The sequence below is a fragment of the Pedobacter frigoris genome, assembly GCF_005116445.1.
GTDB lineage: Bacteria > Bacteroidota > Bacteroidia > Sphingobacteriales > Sphingobacteriaceae > Pedobacter > Pedobacter frigoris.
In genome coordinates this window covers 755,510-773,748 of record NZ_SWBQ01000001.1, presented here as the reverse complement: position 1 = coordinate 773,748, position 18,239 = coordinate 755,510, and the positions used below count along the sequence as shown (strand labels likewise).

Here is an 18,239-nt window from a genome sequence, read left to right as displayed (position 1 = left end):
AAGCCTAAAAATCAGATTTCAATTTTAACCTGATCAACACAGGATTTCCTAAACGGGATGAAGTCTTAAAATATTCCTGCATCAGTGTGCTGTAAACCGGATTTTTACCGGCAATTTCTTCCTTTGCCTGGAAAACCACAGCTGAACTTAAAACAGCATAAACATTCTCTTTGTCTGTGCCAACCAGCCCCAAACCGGTAACTGGCAAATATCCATTGGTAGCGTCGCCCTGTATATTCCTCATTTCCAAAGCAGTAGCCGTACTTAGATTATACATCACCCTATTCCAGCCACCATTCCAGTGCATAGCCGAAAAGAATAGCCAATTGTTTATTTTATAAAGATTCTGCAGGCCAAAAACTAAATCCGGGTTGCCGTTCACTATTGGAAAGCGTTTCCCTACATAGGTGCTGTTGGTCCAGAAATCGAGCGGCAAACTATTTTTCAACGGAAATAATACTTTATAAACTTCTTTAACGCCATTAACGCCGACATTACGGATATTATAGTCTTTTGACTCTACGAAAAGTACCGAATTATTATTCACATCAATACCAGACCAACTCATCAAGTTATGATCCATTCCGGAAGCCCTGATGTTCGTATCAGCCTCAACATATTTTGATAAAGGCTTATCGCCATCATAAAAGGTCACGCGATGTTTTACTTTGGCAGTATCCTTAACGTCGTACATATAGTTATCGACACCTGCGTTTATTTTATTACCAAAGTAAATATTTCCAGTTTGCTTTTCCATTCTCAGGTATTTGCCATCCAGATCGAAAAACACGTTGTAGTTCCCATCCTTATACCAGAATGCTTCTGCAATAATTTCTTTCCTTTCATGGTCAACCCACATCTCCCGAAAACCTTCATCCAACATTTTCTTCCCAGGAATCTCTGTGATCTTTTTGATAAACTTACCCTGTTTGTCAAAAATGAATATCCTCCCCGGCTTCTTATCGTCATGGATAATATACCGGTCTTTAGTAGATTCAACTTTTTCAATTCTATTGATTTGACTTTCTTTGGTGTCTTCCAATGGAATGTATTCGTTTTCTGCAAAAATTTCTGATACCGTACCACCGTTTAGGTTTTCAATATCGATCAGCACCTTTTTCTCCGGAGGATTTTGTTGGGCGATGGCAATTTGAGCGAGAACAACTACAAAAAAAGTAAACAGACAAGAGCGTTTTATCATAAAAGGGTTATTTATCCGTAAACATATAAAAAATCACAACACTTTTATTCTTCCAAATTAATATTCCCCAGGTATAGGCTATTGGAAACATCTTTACGGTCATCAGAAATGAAAGCCAGGTAAACTTCCACAGAGGTCTTTTTAGTTTTATAAGTCGCACCTTCCAAATGATACCCGATATCAAGTTCATCCTGACCTTTTGAGCGAAGGGCGCCATTGGTAATGAATTCTGTATTGACGGAATCGTTGGTGCCGGGAAAATAAGCGAACATCATCGCCTGATCCCTGTTGCGAGGATAACTGTCATGATCAGTAGTGCTCCATGTAAATTTCAACAGATTACCTTCCCTCGTTACAGCTGCGTATTCAGGTGTCGGCAACTTGCCTTTGCTGACCAACACATTTTCAAAATCAAGCTGAAAATCAGGAAATTCACCTATTACGGCATGTTTCAAATTGTAAGATACAGCTCCGTTTTCAGGAATTCGTGTTGTGCCCTTAACATCTGCAGCAAAACCTACACTTATAAAATCCTTACCGGCAGAGACAAAGGATTTGACCAGTGAAAAACGTATATTTACTGCCTGTTGAGCCGGTGTTCTTGGCTTTTTGCGTTTAGGTTTGCGGGTCTTCATTCTAACCACATTTTCACCCAACCGGTCATAGCTAATCAGGTTTCCAAGCTTACCTACGATCATTCCGAATATTCCGTCTTTCAATCTTGCCATTTTTCAGCGATTTTTTATGGTTTTAGTCTAGATATGTTAATTCAAATATAAGCATAAACTAGTCTTCAGCAGTAGATTATTTTTGTTTTTTTGTTGGATTTATATTGTTCATTTTTTGCTATTATTTTGTTAAAAGCAAAAGGATAGCAAAACAATAGCAAAAGGATAGCAAAACAAAAGCAAAAGAAATATAGAGTACAAACAGAACTTTTAGTTACTTCTGCCTACATCTAATAGTTGTTGTCCAATGATTTCGTGGTTACGTATTTGTACCGCAAAATAGGTTTAAGCAAAAGCAATCTGTGATTTTGAAGGATGTTCTTTTTGAGCTATCAGGTAAATGTCCTCAACCTTCGTTTATGATCCTTTAGCAAGTTCGATCATTTTGTTGACCTCAACAAAATGATCTGAAACCTTCTTAGAGTGCAATAATCTCTTCCAGAGAAAGACCTGTAGCCTCCGCTATAACTTTAAAATCTAAACCTTTAATCTTTAATTTTTTGGCGATTTCCTTTTTTTCTGCTACAGCCCTGAACCGTTCTTCTTCACGAACTTCCTTCTTCGCATATTCCAGAATGCTATAATTATCCCATGCTCTTTGTTGTGCTGTTCTATACATATCTCGTTCCTCCGGTGTTAATTTGGCATAGCTAGCCAGTTCAAAAAATGTTGTTAATTCTGGTGCGTTTAAAAACAGCGGCTTCCGCTTCATTGTAGAAGCATGCTTTAAAGCATAAAGCCACTGATCTAATGCAGATTTGAGTTCCTCTTCTTTTTTGGTAAATTTTAATACTTCTATATAAATGAAATGCAGCTTATCATAAAAGGCTTTCCTGTCTTAGTATGGCATAAACAGACATTGTGCATATAAGTATCCACATCGGTACCAGATAAACAAAAACCCTCAAGCAGCGAAATAGAATAGACTTCTTTTAACTTATATTTCCAGTTCTTATCTCCTTTTGGCGCCTGGTCGCTAATTAACCGGCCTGCATAAAATAAAGAACGCTCTTTAAAATGTTCCAGTTTTTGCTTTTGAACTTCTACCAGAAAAGAGGTGCCGTCAAAATCAGTACATGCAAAATCAAACACACTGCCGCCCTCTTCTTCAATCTCCCCAGGATACTCGTTCTTAGTATAAACAATACTTTGTATTTGTCTTTTACCCTGTAAAATCTCATTCAGGAAAGCTATTATAACTTCCTTATGTGCATCAGAAGCAAAAATCCGCTTAAAGGCCCAATCAACAAAGGGGTTAATGTAGCATTGCCCAAGATTATTATCTTCTACAAAGTACTCAGCTCCAGCTTCCTTAACTATACTTTCGTCTTTTTCTATATTCAGTTTTCCAATCATTACCATCAATAAAAATCAGTTAACCAAATATAACAAAAACAACTAAAACAACCAATATTTTCTTTAAAATAAAATATTGTATCTCTATTAAATATTTTGAGTAATAATTTAGAATCTTGAATGATAAATCAAAATATTGAGTAGATGAGGGGTGTGAGCATCTTAGAAAGACTAAAATATTGGTCAATTGATCAAAATATTGCAAAATCATCCAAAATATTAATTACAGAGAAATGTTTGGTTGAATTTTATCTTTTGAGTATATTTGATAAAAATTAAAAGTATGTGATAAGCTAATATTATACATTTGCAAAATCTTCAAAATATTTGAAGCATTTAGCACTTAAGAGTCTCGTCTTGGAAACGTAGGAAATTTCAAAAGGGGTGAGAGGATAAGTGACAAGTGCTCGCGCTAAAAGCGCGGGCCTTGCTTATTCGCCCCAAGGTCTCCTACGACCTCCAAGACGGTAAGTGGGGTTCCGCGCTTTTTGCGTTTAATAAGCATTAGGCAAAATACAATCAGGTTCACCTCCCCCATTCTTCAGATTCTGTATCATATCTGCTTAAACCAGGCTAACAGAATGCTATGAAAAGGTCTAAGACACCAACACCACATATACTGATCAAAGCATCTACTACCAGTAAATGGGACGAGGTTACTTTTGCGATCATACACCTCAGTGCAGATTGGAAAGCCCGCATGGCAGAGCGGATGGTGGCTGTTTCTCAGTTTAAAAGAAGCAGGGAATTCTATTGTCAGGTTTACCGGGATGCCCCGCTGGGTTATTATACAGGTACCCTCCCCGGAAGTTTGCTTGATAAAATCCTTCGTCGTCATGAAGATTATATCTATATCACCCTGGAAGCTGACGAAGAAAGCACACTACCCAGGCCTGTCAATAAATTAGATGTGCACCAGCTATTCATCACCAAAAATGGTATTGCACATTACAGAACATACGGTAAACATACCGGCGAGGAATTTCGTACCGAAGAATTCAATCTGATGAAGTTGATTGCTGGAAAGCCGACTTGAACAAGAGATCTCTCGTAACCTCGAGATGACGGCAACCTGAACTTTAACAAAGTAAACAGATAATTAAAGAAATATAACAATGAAAAAAACGATACAATTGGTCGTAATGGCCATGCTTTGCCTCAATTTTTGCTACGGACAAACTAAAAAGGCTTGTCCTGAGCCTGGAACTACCCGAACTCACATCTATGCTTTTACGCGCTATAAGTCTGGTTATAAGAGCAGTTGTCGCATTAGCGCAGACGAGTTTATGCGGGGGAAGATGATTACTGTGCGCAATTACACCATTCCTCAATTGTATGCCATTGCTCTGAGATTGGCACCGCCCAATGACGCTTCTTTTAAAGCTAGTGAGCAGGAAAAAGTCATCATTGATGTTCGCCAACCTGAGAAGTTGAAGCGGCTATACTGTTATAAACTGGTAGTCCCTTACAATAATCAGGATGACTTTTATGTACTGATGCACAGAAGCCTTGACGGGGAATGGCCGGAGTATGAAGTGAAAATAGAAAAAAAGGGTAAGGAATATTTAATGGTGATCAGAGACAAGGATCAGGACACGAATTAATCTGATTAATTCGTGTCCTGATCTTTTCTCATAGCTATGCTACAACAGCTGTCCGTAAAATCAACTGGTCTTCTATTTCCTTAATCGCCGTAACAGTTTTCATAAACGAATCCGGTGTAACGGAGATGGAATCTATGCCTTCCTCTACCAAAAATTGCGCGAAATCAGGGTAGTCGGATGGCCCCTGACCACAGATCCCTACTTTTACATTCATTTTTTTAGCAGTTCTGATCAGATTAGATATCATCATCTTGACGGCCTCATTGCGTTCATCGTACAGATTAGCCACCAGCGATGAGTCTCTGTCCAGCCCCAGCACAAGCTGGGTAAGGTCATTTGAACCAATCGAAAAGCCATCAATGTGTGCTGCAAACTGCTCCGCTAAAATAACATTAGAAGGGACTTCTGCCATTAAGTAAACCTCTAAACCGTCTTTCCCACGTTCTAAGCCATACTCTTTCATTGTTTTATAAACCATCAGCAACTCACCGACAGTACGGCAAAACGGTATCATTACCACCACGTTCTGTAGTCCCATAACCTGACGCACTTTCTGGATTGCTTTACATTCCATTCCAAAAGCCTCCTTGTAAGCCGGAGAATAATACCTGGAGGCACCTCTCCAACCGATCATTGGGTTTTCCTCACTTGGCTCAAAATACTTACCTCCTGGCATATTGTAGTATTCGTTGGTCTTAAAGTCAGAAAAGCGTACGATTACCTTGTTGGGATAATAAGCTGCAGCAATTTTTGCAATTCCATAAGAAAGCTTTTCAATAAAGTAAGCTTCTTCATTTTCATAACCTGAGGTCAGCTGACTGATATAGGCCGTCAGCACTGCATCGTTCAAGGTTTTGTGCTTCAACAGCGCCAGGGGGTGAATTTTGATGTAATTGTTGATGATGAATTCCTCACGTGCCAAGCCTACACCTTTTGCGGGATAATCAGCATAACGAAAAGCGATATCAGGCGACCCGATATTCATCATCACAGGTGTCTCAATCTCAGGCAAATCGCACAGACGATGTTCAGTTTTGGTAAAGGCTATTTTTCCGCTATAAACTATCCCTTGTTCTCCCTCTGCACATGAAACCGAAATTTCCTGACCCGTGCGAAGGATCTCGGTTGCATTATCGCAACCCACGATAGCAGGCACGCCGAGTTCTCTTGCAACGATGGCGGCATGACAGGTACGTCCACCCTTGTTGGTGATGATCGCAGAAGCCTTTTTCATGACCGGCTCCCAGTCTGGATCAGTCATTTCAGTCACCATAATATCGCCCGGCAAGAAATTGATTTCATGGATCTGCTGTTTCTGCAGCCCTTTAAGGTTATGCACGCGGCCCGAAGCGATCTTATCGCCCACAGCAACACCAGTCAGGATCACCTTCTCATGCCTGTTTTTGTCATTGATGTGGTAAGCAGTAATGCAATCCTGCTTTTTAAGCGAATGGATAGTTTCAGGCCTGGCCTGAACAATAAAGAGTTCACCACTGATCCCGTCTACCGCCCATTCTACATCCATCGGACACCATTGCCCTCTCAGCTGCGTATAATAATCTTCTATGATGATCACCCAGTTGCTGAGCTTCAGGATTTGTTCATCGTTTAGACAAAACCTGCCTGAATCCATTGGGGGCGTATCGATAATTTCTACCGCTTGCCCCTCCTGGGTACCATAGATCATTTGCGCTTGCTTTTTACCTAGTTTTTTTTCAATAATGGAGGGATATCCCTTTCTAAGCAAAGGCTTGTGAACAATATATTCATCTGGGTTAATTGCGCCCTGAACGATCAGTTCGCCCAAACCATAAGATCCGTTGATGATGATGGCATCTTTAAAACCACTTTCAGTATCTATTGAAAAAGCAACCCCGGAAACCCCTCTGTCTGAGCGTACCATTTGTTGCACACACACTGACAGTCCGATATCAAAATGGCCAAACTTAAAGGATTCGCGGTAACTGATGGCCCTGTCGGTAAAAAGTGAGGCAAAGCAATTTTTGATAGCCGTCAGGATGTTCTGTTTCCCCCGGATGTTCAAATAGGTATCTTGCTGACCAGCAAAAGAGGCATCGGGCAGATCTTCTGCTGTTGCAGACGAGCGGACAGCGAAACCAACCGACTGCTCATAGTGATCTCCTACAAGTTTGCGGTAAGCCTGAAGGATTTCCTCCTCAATCTGAGCAGAAAACATACCTTGAGAAATCAAAGTCCTGATCTGATGTGCGCAGGAAACCAGGGTTTGCAGGTTTTCTATATCTCCAGATTCTAAAATAGTTCTGATCTTTTCATCCAATTGATTGTCCTTAAGGAACTGGAAATAACAGGCACTGGTGATGATAAATCCGTCAGGAATCCTGACTCCTTGCGAAGCTAATTTTTGGAGCATTTCACCAAGTGAGGCGTTTTTCCCACCTACCATTTCAATATCGCCGATGGAGGCCTCGATAAGGTCCATCACATAACCTTTTGCTTTCATAGCTAAATAATTTTAACAAATGTACATCGTCTGTCAAAGTCACATTTATTAAATATTAAGGTAAATTGATACTATATTAATACATTTGTTCTATTCAATAGGCATTCATATCTGTATATAATACATGAAAGACTTTTTTGGGCAGGTTATAAAGGTGGCTGGTTCCACATTTACCTTAGCGGAAGCCGAGACCTACCATGCGCTCAATAGTTTTCACAGTCACCTGGAATTAGAGCTGATCTATGTAAAATCAGGGGAAGGTATTTTTTCCATTGGGGATACTTCCAAGCGGATCTCCGGCGGCACAATGATTCTGATTGGAGCTAACGTGCCCCATCTTTTTAAATTTGAAGCCAACAGGTATTATGACTATGCGACGAAACACGGAAAGACGATAGTTCCGCTACAACTATTGACCCTGCATTTTGATCCCAACAAGCTCGGTAGTGATTTCCTGGCGCTCCCGGAAAATGCCCTGTTGAATGCGTTGCTGGATCAGGCCAAGCAAGGACTTTTTATCAATGAACAAGTCAAGCAGGTTGTACTGGAAAGATTACAAGTACTGGAGCATGCTGCCGGATATGAACGGCTGCCACAGTTGTTGCTGTTATTGAATAAGATCGCAGAAGATCAGGGAACTTCGATTTCAGAACGATCAGAAAAAAAGCCTTTTAAAAAGATAGACGAGACCAGGCTGTCGATGATCTACCTGTACACAATGGACAACTTCTATAAGGAGATCAAATTGAAAGACATTGCCAACATCATCCATATGGTGCCTAATGCATTTTGCCATTACTTCAGATCACGCACGGGTAAGACGTATTTCGAATTCCTGATTTTAGTAAGGATTGAGCATGCCTGCAAACTCCTGAGGGAGAATAACGATAGCATAACATCGGTATGCGACGATTCTGGATTTACCAACATCTCTAACTTCAACAGGTATTTTAAACTGCAGACTGGCACAACACCTTTGGAGTACAGGCGAACCTACCGACAATAAATTTGTATTAGCAAGAGTAGCCGACTTTATAAGTCGACCACCTTACATTTGAGAAACGTTATTGTATCAAAGAAGAAAGCTTTTTAGACAAGTCATCCCCACGAAGATTTTTACCAATAACAAGTCCATTGGGATCAATTAAAAAATTTTGCGGAACTGAGGTCACGCCATATTGCAGCGCAACCTCATTTTTCCAGCCTTTTAGATCACTCACGTGAATCCATGGCATACCGTCTTTTTCTATCGCTTTTGACCATTGCTCTTTAGAATTGTCTAACGATACACTTACTATTTCAAAATTTTTACCTTTTAACTGGTTATAAGCTTTTACTACATTTGGATTTTCTGCCCTGCAAGGTCCACACCAGCTTGCCCAGAAATCTACCAAAACATATTTACCTTTTAAGGATGACAAAGTAAAAGCTTTGCCATTAATATCATTCTGCGTAAAGTCCTTAACCCTGGCACCGAGCTGGCTTTTCTTAGCGAGTTCTATTTTAGCCAGAACTTTCTGCCCGTGCATTGATTTTTTTATAGCAGGGAGGAATTTATTGAATTCGATTTCGGCAGTTTTTGGGTCAAAATCAGAACCCAAACCATAAATATTAAAAGCAAACAAGGCTATATAAGAGGTTCTATTTTTTGCTATAAAATTCATATTGATCAATCTCTCTTCGGCCATCAATGCAGTTATTTTAGTACCGGCAGTCTTGCTATAAGTTTTATCGCTTTGTTCTTCCGGTGTTTTGCGCAAGAATTCGTCTGTTATAGCATCGATTTGTTTCTTCACCGGTTTCACTAATGCTTGCAACTGCCGATTTTCATAATCGGTAACAGATCCTTTAACCGTCGCTTTTTTAATAGAATCTGTAGAGGTAATCTCGATATCGGAATTTTCGATATAAAAGGATAACATGTCCTTTGCCTTACCTGATGGAGTTTCTGCCGCATATTTGATATTGATAACAGCACGTACGGGACAAGGCACTTTTCCTTTAAACTGGAAACCCGCATTTTTGATTTCCATAGAATCAACAACAGCTTTACCCTCTATTGTATAGTTTAAGTAGGCCTTTTCCGGGCTATTTAACTGCCCAAGTTGCCCCTTAATGATAAAACCTTTTTGTGCCATTAGAGATACAGGCATCAAACAAATAATTAATAAAACTATCTTTTTCATAACGATAAGAAAAATTGAGGATTGATTACTTTTGGGCCAGAACCTTCTCCAGCAATGTTCTAAGTTCTGGATTCGAAGGCCTTGGTGAGTTAACTGTTACGATTTTTCCATCTTTGTCAAAAACCATAAATCGTGGAATACCAGTGATTTTATAGTATTTTGCAAGATCACCCCAACCTGTAGCAAACAACTGAAGACCTCCAAGCTTGTCATCTTTAACCATTTTAAGCCACTTCTCTTTGTCTTTTGCTTCGTCGACAGAAATACTCACAAATAATACATCGGTTCCCTTCATCTCTTCCTCCAATTTCTTCAGGTATGGAATCTCTGCTTTACAAGGAGCACACCAGGTAGCCCAGACATCAACTAAAACCACCTTACCTTTTAATTCTGTCATAGCGACCATTTTACCATCTTTATCGGGATAGCTAAAGTTGAAAGCAGCTGCTCCCGGCGTTAGAACTGCAAGCCTGCTCATCACCTCCATATCACGCGTTTTTTGAGGTGCTGTTAGAATATATTTACCGAAGATGCCTAAATAAGTAGTATAATCATCAAACTTCGTCAGGCTTTGCATTCTTATTGAAACAAGATCACCTTTCAAAGTATCATTCGGAACGAAGTTTATATTTTCTTTTAATCCATCCACAGTGCGATTCGACAACGTACCCTTTAATTTAAAATTCAACTCAACCATATAACTCAACAGGCGTATCCCCCATGGGTAACGATATAAAACATTCGTGTTTTTCGCAAAATCGTTGATATTCAACTTCCGGTAATAGTCATTAAAATCCTCTTTAGCCGCCTTTTTAGTTCTAAATGTGAACACAAAATTTGTGGCATAATATGCCAGATCATTCTTTATAATCTGGTGCATGGACCGGTCAAATTTTAGATTTCCTGTCGCTTTACCGTTTAAAAAACTACTGGATTTTGAAGCCAGCTGCTCCATAGCAGGGAAGAAGTCAACATAGGTTACGTTAACGGTATTTGCAGTAAGAAAGAAAGTCGATTTTGTTGCTATATCCTCTGAAAAGGTATACCACTGTGACAAGACTTTATTTTCTTTTGAATTCGTGTTTCCAGTTAAACGATAAGTCGAATCCAGTAGCTCTAGCGAAAGCTGCTCCCCACCTTTAAAATAGAACTTATAATTGTTACGGGCATCATCCAACTCACCAGTGCCGAGTACATACAAACCCTCATAATCGGGATAAAAGGTAAAACCAAATTTACCCGTTGCGCTGGGTTGGGCACTTGCTATTTCTACGATTTTGCCAAGTTCAACTTTAAAAAGTTTAACGGGCTGCATTCTTTCTTTTTTTAGCAGGCCGGTAACTTGTACCGGCTGCTGAGCGACTAGATTAAATATGCTTACTAAAAAGAAAAGCGAAAAAATAATTATTTTCTTTAACATCATTTCCAGTATTTAAAATGTATTTGGATAAGTAAAACCAATTATATTAGGCTCTATGTAAAGTGCATCCGCAGCGGCGCCTTTTCCTTCGAGGGTAAAGGCCGGAGCAGCGGAAAGATTACCCGAGGACTTAATAAACATCCTTACTTTGTAATTGCCTCCGATTTTTGAGCTCACCATCACATAATTAAAGCTATATGGAGCAGCGCCGGTATATTTCCGGTGTCTGATGGCAGTAACTTCTTCACCTGCCTGCAAAGTATACTGTAACTGTTCAAATTTATTGGAAAGATTGCGCGACCAGATCTGATTGCCAACAGAGAAATAGATCAAACTTTCATCCTGAAAGAGCAATGCAAAATTAGATCCGTTGTAAATCTTATCGGTAGCTAACAAGTTCTCATTAACTATTTTGAACTTGGTTAAATTGGGTGTTATGGTAGATAAAGTTTTTGTAGCAGGATTTGTTTTGTCCTGGAATATCGCATATCCGACAAAAGGACTCTGGGTTTTAAGCCCCATATATACCATTTTTTTGTTATTGTTGTTTGATGGCAGATCGGTAACAGCATCATCCACTACTGGAGTCAGGTAATTGCTACCTCCGGCAGCCGATACAAATGAGCAACTTGTCTCATCGAAAAAATAAGGTGTAGTATATATTAGATGGTATTTTGACAAGTTGTAGGGTGTATTTTGATTGTCTTTTAGCTTGCGTCCGCCAAAACGACCATTATTTGCTGTCACATTTAAAATGCTGTGCAACTGACCATCATTGATCGCATAAAAGGCAGTAAAAATTTGACAGGTAACTACAGCCGGTTTTTTTACTGCCGGTTCCTCTACAAATAGACTGGAAAAGCCTCTGATCTCCTTAAGTGTGCTGACATCAACTGTAGATATATCCTGATCGGACACCAAAAACAACGACCTCGCATTGGCAGCCCCTACCGGTGTAACAATTTTGTAATCCTCATAAAAATTCAGGATTGTTGCTTTTCCGGCTAATTTCCTACCATTAAGTGCACTGAATATATTTTCGCGGGGACTTCCGGGAACAATAGACTGCTGCGTTGGAAAAAAATCCAGGTCAGTCTGGCTTCCATCATCTTTTAGCACATACCATCCATTGGTAAATTCAGTACCTACACTTAGTGTAGCATTCATATATTTTGAATAGCCTGTTTTTTTATTGGTTGCCCTAAACACCAGTACCCAATCTTTAGCGCCAAGTTTAACCTCATAATTGAGGTCCTTGGTTTTAGTAATGGTATCCAGCCTGGGCGTAGTTCCGTTAGCTACATTGGTTTCATAAATTCCCCAGAAATATTCGAAATCAGAATCCATATTAGATGATACTGCGGGATTTATGGTTACATAATTACCCTTTAAAGTGATTATTGAATAATTGCTGGCTATACCTGTGACAGTGATAACTTCCTCTTCATCGAAATGGAGGTCGCTGTTATTTTTTTTGCACGAGCTTACCATCACAGTAAACAGGAGAAGTGCGAGTATATATAGGTGTCTCATATTAAATTATTATTTAAGGAATTATGACTAATTCACCAGCTTCATCTGTTAAGGGAGCGGTTGGATGTGCTTTATTGTAGGCAATCAGGGCTTCTTTTACAAGAGAAATCCAATAAGCCTGTTCTGAAGAGTCACCGGCAATTTTTACTAGGAAATCCTGATCCCATTTTTGCCCGGTGCTATCGATCATGAACTTGTGCTTAACCATACTGTATTTGCCAAAAGTATTGGTAGCGTAGGCATCTGTCCAGGCATTAGGGCGACTTAAGCGATCGGTAAAAATCAGTTTACGCCATAAAAATTGCTCCTGTCCGAATTTGAAGTTTTGATCTTCAACAATACTTAGTTTCAAAACAGCTGAGTTTGTTTTCAGACTATTATCCCTGATGAGTACCACTGGTACAAGGCTATGGCTCTGGCTTGCTTTGATCACGTAATTCTTACTTGTTTCAGGATCGTTAAAGGCTTTATAGTGCTGACCAGGAATTGCATTGTAAGCACCCGGAACCTGTTCTTGTTTTAAAGTAAATGACCTGTCCTGATTTGTTTCATGCCCAATGGAATAAATGTCGAAATACACAGTATCTGAGACCACTGTAGTAGCATCATAAAAGAAAGTCAGTTGTTTTAACGTATCATTATAGGCATAGGGAGCAAAATACCGCCATTGAAACTCTGGTCCAAATTGCAATCTGGCTACACCGGTATAACGAACATAGTCCGCTTTTTTACAGGAAAACATCAATAGACAAATTCCTGCAATTGCGATATATTTAAAATTCTTCATCTCGTTTAATTAATTATAGTAGTTTCAGTTTTTGGCATAGGGACCAGATAATTCACCGTAGCAGCTGCCGGTGCAAAAAGTACGCTTGTCTTTGCCGCATTAATACGTTTATATGCAAAAAAAGCCTGTCCTTCCGCATAGAACTCTTTTCTGTATTCTTTGATCATATCCGATTGGCGCTGTAAAGGATCAGCGGCTATTACTAAAGGGGTTAAGTTACGTGCAGTACGGAAGGCATTCCACAAGACCTGAGCTTCAGCCGCCGGCGCAGTTTCTATTGCAATCAGATACATTTCACTTACACGTAACATCGGGATCTGTTTAAAATCCACAGCCATATTTGCAGGCGTTTCTATCGACTGGTATTTTTTATAGATATAACTCTTGCTTGCTGATATGGTTAATAATTCCCATAAATTAGCCTCCCTGATATCCGTTCCTGTATTACCATATAACTGGGTCTTAATCGTCGTTTCAGCATTACCTTTTTTTAACAATCCGGTAGCAAAAATGGTATTGTAGCGCGTAAACAACTTAAAATCATACAATCCAAAAATATGTTCGCAGGTCAGCACATAATCTTTAGCCGTCATATCTGCAGCAGTACCAAGCCTGAATTTAGGCTTACCGTCATTATCCTTAGCGTCAATCACCAGGCGAGCACAGTCATAAGCTTTTTGCTGATCATTAAACCACAAGTAAGCGCGGGCCTGCAATGCTTTAATGGCATAATAATTCATCCTGGTGTACCGGTAGTTTAAAAAATTATTATCCGTTTTGAAAACACCATTTTTAAAGTCGAGTATACTATTTTTTGTAAATGGGTCTACCTCTTTTTCGAGCGCTTCGGCATCAGCCAGATCTTTCAACAATAAAGTTTTAAAGGTCTCGTAGCTCACCGCGGCATCAGGTTTTGTAGATAAATTCTGAACATAGTGCAACTGGTTACCAACTGCAGGGGCTGTAGGAACAGGCCCAAACAGGCGCAATACATCAAAGTGGCAATAAGCGCGCAAGGCCAAGCACTCCCCTTTAATCATTTCGTACATGCCTGGACTAAAAATATCCTTTTTAGCATCAATTTGTTCAAGAATTGCATTTATACTCGCAATGATCTTGTATTCCTGACCATAAATATCGGACAGTGCTGTTTCAGCCCCGGCATCGGTATAATTGAATAATCCGAGTCGCTGTTCTGTGCTGTTAGCAGTTACATCCCAGCTTGAGATCAGGCTCTCCAACGTAGTCATGGTCATTGCTTTACCATAGGATTTTTCTTCTTTCATCTGAATGTACACTCCTGTCAGTGCATCCTTAAAACCAGATTCATTAGAAAAAAGCACATCCCTGTCCATTTCTGTTTTAGGGTTTATGGTTAAATACTTTTTGCATGAACTGATGCTCATCATCACAAGCAGCAGCATGACTGTATATTTGATATTTTTCATCTTAAATCTTTTAAAATGTTGCACTAATGTTTAAAGAGAATTGTCTGGAAAAAGGATACACTGTTCCTCTTTCTTGTTCAATAGTAGAAAACCGGAAAGGCTCCGCTGTATTTGCTCCAATAAGCAGGTTGTTTAGTCCCACCTTACGTTTTAAATAACTGGATTTCAACTCATACTGGATATTGATATTCTGACAGGTGATGGTATTCTCATCCTGTACAAAACGGGAAGTTCTGGAGGTAGGTGTAAAAATCATCAAACCTTTAAAAGCGGCATCATCACCAGAATTCTGCCAGCGATCATCATATACCCTGGAATCAACGTTGTACTTATAATCTGCATTTTCTACTTTGCTGATTAACGTTTGGTTATACAGTTGTCCGCCAAAACGATAACCAAAAACTGCGTTGAACGACAAACGTTTATACCTGAACATGGTACTGAAATTGCCCATAAAATCCGGATCTGAATTGCCCATGGCGCGTAGGTCGTTACCGCTCCAGGTATAGGTGGGTTTACCGTTGATATCCAGATAAAGCTCTTTACCACTACTTGGATCTATACCCAAGGATGGAACAACCCAAATCGCATTTGTAGAATAGCCTTCAAAATATAGTGCACTCAATACATCCCCTGTACCCAGTTGTCTTGATTTTTGAGCATCTTTTAATGCCTGTGAAGTTTTAACGATCTGATTGCGGTTCTGAACTACCGCACCTGTGATACTCCAGAACCAACCATTTGGCTGATTCAGTAAAATACCGGTCGCTTTGAATTCAAATCCTTTGTTCCGCATTTTCCCAATATTTTCGATGTAGTTAGCGAATCCTCTTGATGCAGGAAGATTTACAGAAGAAACAAGGTCTTTAGTGGTCGACAGATAATAATCAGCAGTTACACGAAGACGGCTTTTTAAGAATTCTGCATCAATTCCAATGTCATATTTCATAGCCTGTTGCCATTTTAAGTCTTCATTGCCAAGACCAAGCAGGTAAGCGCCATTCCAGCCCATATAACGGTCATCTGTATAATACTGATAAGTAGAAAGTGACTGATAAGCACTGAAATTCTGTGCCCCGGTTATACCAGCTGAACCGCGCAATTTCAATCGGTTTACCACATCATTATTCTTTAAGAATACTTCATTGTGCAGATTCCACCCTATACCAGTTGACCAGAAAGGCGCCGTCATGTTCTTTCTTCCAAACTGTGATGATCCGTCCATACGTAAAGATGCATCTACAAAATAACGGTCGTCATAGTTATAATTTACGTTACCTGTAAAGCCCATCGCCCTGGTCAGGCTCTCGCTGCCTGTAGGTTTCTGATTTTTGGCGTATTGCAATGCCATTGAAATAAAATCGAAGTTGGGATTCGTAAAACCCTCTGCAAGAAAACTATAGGCTGAACTTTTATATTGGCGAATGTTATAATCCAAACCGGCAAAGAAGATATGTTTTTCCTTAAATACTTTAGAATACTGCAAATTTAAACTTCCATCATAGCTGAAGCCATTTCCAATGCCATAGTTATAATCCCCTTTCCGAAATAATTCTGTAGCAGGATATTCAGCAAAAGCAGTATGATCTGCAGGCCTGAATTTGTCTTTTTGCGTAGTGTTTTTCGTCAGCCCGAGCTGTGCTCTAATCACCAAATCTTTTAATAAGGTCAGTTCAACAGTGGTATTGTTAATGAGTTCCGATGTTTTGGTTTTGTCAAAAACATTCAGCGTCGCATTAAACAAGGGATTTGTTGGTAAAGTAGCCCACCGGGATTGATAATCAAAATTACCAGGATCTCCCATAAACTTAAGTACGTTTCCTTTGCTATCGTAAGGGGTCCAATATGGGTTCATTTTAACGTAATCTGCGAATGAGCCATAAGATGATTCCGTAGAATTACCCTCTGTAATCATTAGGTTATTGCTAAACCTGATATTTTTATAAGTATAGGCCAGGTTCACTGTTCCGTTAAATGTATGACGTCCAGAGCCTTTCATTACACCCGCAATATTATTTACCTGTGCAGAAGCCGAATAACGAAAGGTGTGATCTCCACCAGAGAGGCCGAAATTATGTCGCTGCCCAACTCCTGTACGGACAGGTATAGATAACCAGTCTGTATTTACTCCCTTATTTACCTGATTCAGCACATAATTATAGTATCTTTTCAAAGGCAAATCGAATTGCGGAGTTGATGCGTTATACAAACCCGATTTCTGCTCAAGCTCCAACTTTTGACGGGCATCCAGCAAATGATAATCGCTCAAGTCGGCAGCTTCAATATTAAGATCTGCTCTGTAATTGAGCTTTAATGATCCGGCTTTAGGAAGTTTAGTTGTAATGACAACAACACCATTAGAGCCTCTAGACCCATAAATAGCCGTTGCAGAGGCATCTTTAAGCAGGGTAATGGACTCTACTTCATTTTGATTAATATCCAGCATCTTTTGTAGCGTAGATTGAAATCCATCCAATATGATCAATGGTGTATTCAACCCGGCAAGATCGTCCAGATTGGCTACATTAGGCAAACTGGAATTCCCCCTGACCTGGATATCGGGTAAACGATTTGGATTGGAGCCCATTGTATTACTCTCAATGATATTGAAAGAAGGATCGAAATTCCTTAAAGAAGTGACGAGGTTGCGATTACCAAACTGTTCCAATTCTTTTGCTGTGATGGTTGTTGATGACCCGGTGAAGCTTTTATCTGCTTTTCTAAACATACCCGTACTAATCAAAACCTCATCCAGCTTATTGTCGGCAAGCGCCATCACTATATTTAAGGATGTTTGATTGGATTTTAGTTGAATTTCCTGGCTTTTATAACCTATATAAGAAACCATTATTATCGACTTTTCTGGAACATCTTTTATAGAAAAGGCCCCATTGACATCTGTCAACGACTGTTTATTAGTTCCTACAACACTTACAGTTGCTCCAGCTAAGGGCATTCCTGAATCAGCACTGACTATTCCACTAATATTTACGTTTAGAAACTGGGAGATTAACCTATCCAAGATTGAAACCTCCTTTTTCGAGATTACCACCATTTTCTCCTGCACAACAAAATCTAATGACTGATTTTCAAGCAGCTGTTTCAAAACCAATTTAAGTTCTTTATTGTGTACGGTGATGGATACTGGTTTTGCCTGTTTAAGTATGTCACTAGGAATCAGAAAATCGTAACCAGTTTGTATTCTGATTTTATCGAAAATCTTATCTATCGAAGTGTTTTTCTCAGAAAGGGTAATTTTCTGTGCAAAAGAGCTTGCACTTACTTGCATAACAGAGACAAAAAGGATCAGGGTGGTTAGCCGCATAATCATGACTAATTTACGTACGCACCCATTTGGGATGCATATTTTTTGTTTATAAAAAATGTACATTTGTTAAGTTTGGTTTACGTTATGCCACTGCATTTTCCAAGATGAGTGTGGTATTCCGTATGAGCTGATATGTTGATTAATGTATTTGTAATCCAAATTTTAG

At 39.5% G+C, this 18,239-nt stretch carries 12 protein-coding genes and 1 pseudogene; 3 read left to right on the top strand and 10 right to left on the bottom strand.

Translation table 11 applies throughout. From position 1 onward, the window contains the following. Positions 1-4: 4 nt before the first annotated feature. From FA047_RS03445 to FA047_RS03435, 3 genes and pseudogenes are all read right to left on the bottom strand, one after another. Positions 5-1,201, bottom strand: coding sequence for a 6-bladed beta-propeller (locus FA047_RS03445; protein WP_136834575.1), 1,197 nt, complete (start codon positions 1,199-1,201; stop codon positions 5-7). Positions 1,202-1,245: 44 nt separating this feature from the next. Next, a complete protein-coding gene (locus FA047_RS03440; protein ID WP_136834574.1) occupies positions 1,246-1,929 on the bottom strand; it encodes a DUF6266 family protein in 684 nt (227 codons plus the stop codon). A 418-nt stretch (positions 1,930-2,347) separates the two neighbouring features. Further along, a pseudogene (locus FA047_RS03435) lies at positions 2,348-3,285 on the bottom strand (Rpn family recombination-promoting nuclease/putative transposase). A 586-nt stretch (positions 3,286-3,871) separates the two neighbouring features. On the opposite strand from FA047_RS03435, the gene FA047_RS03430 reads away from it, so the two are divergent. Together FA047_RS03430 and FA047_RS03425 are read left to right on the top strand one after the other, a co-directional pair. Beyond that, positions 3,872-4,321, top strand: coding sequence for a hypothetical protein (locus tag FA047_RS03430; protein ID WP_136834573.1), 450 nt, complete (start codon positions 3,872-3,874; stop codon positions 4,319-4,321). Positions 4,322-4,400: 79 nt separating this feature from the next. Then, positions 4,401-4,889 (top strand): hypothetical protein, encoded by a 489-nt coding sequence (locus tag FA047_RS03425; protein WP_136834572.1) that lies wholly within the window; start codon positions 4,401-4,403, stop codon positions 4,887-4,889. A gap of 34 nt (positions 4,890-4,923) precedes the next feature. On the opposite strand, the gene ppsA is transcribed toward FA047_RS03425, so the two are convergent. Further along, positions 4,924-7,371, bottom strand: coding sequence for a phosphoenolpyruvate synthase (ppsA, locus tag FA047_RS03420; RefSeq protein WP_136834571.1), 2,448 nt, complete (start codon positions 7,369-7,371; stop codon positions 4,924-4,926). Between the two features lie 124 nt (positions 7,372-7,495). Here ppsA and FA047_RS03415 point away from each other — a divergent pair, with 124 nt between their 5' ends. Continuing rightward, positions 7,496-8,377: an AraC family transcriptional regulator gene (locus tag FA047_RS03415; RefSeq protein WP_136834570.1), complete on the top strand. Its 882-nt coding sequence runs from the start codon at positions 7,496-7,498 to the stop codon at positions 8,375-8,377. Between the two features lie 58 nt (positions 8,378-8,435). Here FA047_RS03415 and FA047_RS03410 read toward each other — a convergent pair whose 3' ends face one another. From FA047_RS03410 to FA047_RS03385, 6 genes are read right to left on the bottom strand one after another with little or no spacing between them, the layout of a single operon-like run. Continuing rightward, positions 8,436-9,557: a TlpA disulfide reductase family protein gene (locus FA047_RS03410; protein ID WP_136834569.1), complete on the bottom strand. Its 1,122-nt coding sequence runs from the start codon at positions 9,555-9,557 to the stop codon at positions 8,436-8,438. A 25-nt stretch (positions 9,558-9,582) separates the two neighbouring features. After that, on the bottom strand, positions 9,583-10,980 hold the full coding sequence (locus FA047_RS03405; RefSeq protein ID WP_225872617.1) for a TlpA family protein disulfide reductase: 1,398 nt from the start codon (positions 10,978-10,980) through the stop codon (positions 9,583-9,585). A 9-nt stretch (positions 10,981-10,989) separates the two neighbouring features. Beyond that, entirely contained in the window at positions 10,990-12,510 is a 1,521-nt protein-coding gene (locus tag FA047_RS03400; protein ID WP_136834568.1) for a PKD-like family lipoprotein, read from the bottom strand. A 13-nt stretch (positions 12,511-12,523) separates the two neighbouring features. After that, positions 12,524-13,297, bottom strand: a complete 774-nt coding sequence (locus FA047_RS03395; protein WP_136834567.1) for a DUF4843 domain-containing protein — start codon at positions 13,295-13,297, stop codon at positions 12,524-12,526. Positions 13,298-13,302: 5 nt separating this feature from the next. Further along, positions 13,303-14,745: a RagB/SusD family nutrient uptake outer membrane protein gene (locus tag FA047_RS03390; protein WP_136834566.1), complete on the bottom strand. Its 1,443-nt coding sequence runs from the start codon at positions 14,743-14,745 to the stop codon at positions 13,303-13,305. A gap of 10 nt (positions 14,746-14,755) precedes the next feature. Beyond that, positions 14,756-18,070: a SusC/RagA family TonB-linked outer membrane protein gene (locus FA047_RS03385; RefSeq protein ID WP_205943227.1), complete on the bottom strand. Its 3,315-nt coding sequence runs from the start codon at positions 18,068-18,070 to the stop codon at positions 14,756-14,758. Between the last annotated feature and the right edge of the window lie 169 nt (positions 18,071-18,239).

Coding starts and splice junctions, on each gene's coding strand:
- FA047_RS03390 (WP_136834566.1), bottom strand. CDS start 14,745: ATGAAAAATATCAAATATACAGTCATGCTGCTGCTTGTGATGATGAGC.
- FA047_RS03430 (WP_136834573.1), top strand. CDS start 3,872: ATGAAAAGGTCTAAGACACCAACACCACATATACTGATCAAAGCATCT.
- FA047_RS03425 (WP_136834572.1), top strand. CDS start 4,401: ATGAAAAAAACGATACAATTGGTCGTAATGGCCATGCTTTGCCTCAAT.
- FA047_RS03400 (WP_136834568.1), bottom strand. CDS start 12,510: ATGAGACACCTATATATACTCGCACTTCTCCTGTTTACTGTGATGGTA.
- FA047_RS03385 (WP_205943227.1), bottom strand. CDS start 18,070: ATGCGGCTAACCACCCTGATCCTTTTTGTCTCTGTTATGCAAGTAAGT.
- FA047_RS03410 (WP_136834569.1), bottom strand. CDS start 9,557: ATGAAAAAGATAGTTTTATTAATTATTTGTTTGATGCCTGTATCTCTA.
- ppsA (WP_136834571.1), bottom strand. CDS start 7,371: ATGAAAGCAAAAGGTTATGTGATGGACCTTATCGAGGCCTCCATCGGC.
- FA047_RS03445 (WP_136834575.1), bottom strand. CDS start 1,201: ATGATAAAACGCTCTTGTCTGTTTACTTTTTTTGTAGTTGTTCTCGCT.
- FA047_RS03405 (WP_225872617.1), bottom strand. CDS start 10,980: ATGATGTTAAAGAAAATAATTATTTTTTCGCTTTTCTTTTTAGTAAGC.
- FA047_RS03440 (WP_136834574.1), bottom strand. CDS start 1,929: ATGGCAAGATTGAAAGACGGAATATTCGGAATGATCGTAGGTAAGCTT.
- FA047_RS03415 (WP_136834570.1), top strand. CDS start 7,496: ATGAAAGACTTTTTTGGGCAGGTTATAAAGGTGGCTGGTTCCACATTT.
- FA047_RS03395 (WP_136834567.1), bottom strand. CDS start 13,297: ATGAAGAATTTTAAATATATCGCAATTGCAGGAATTTGTCTATTGATG.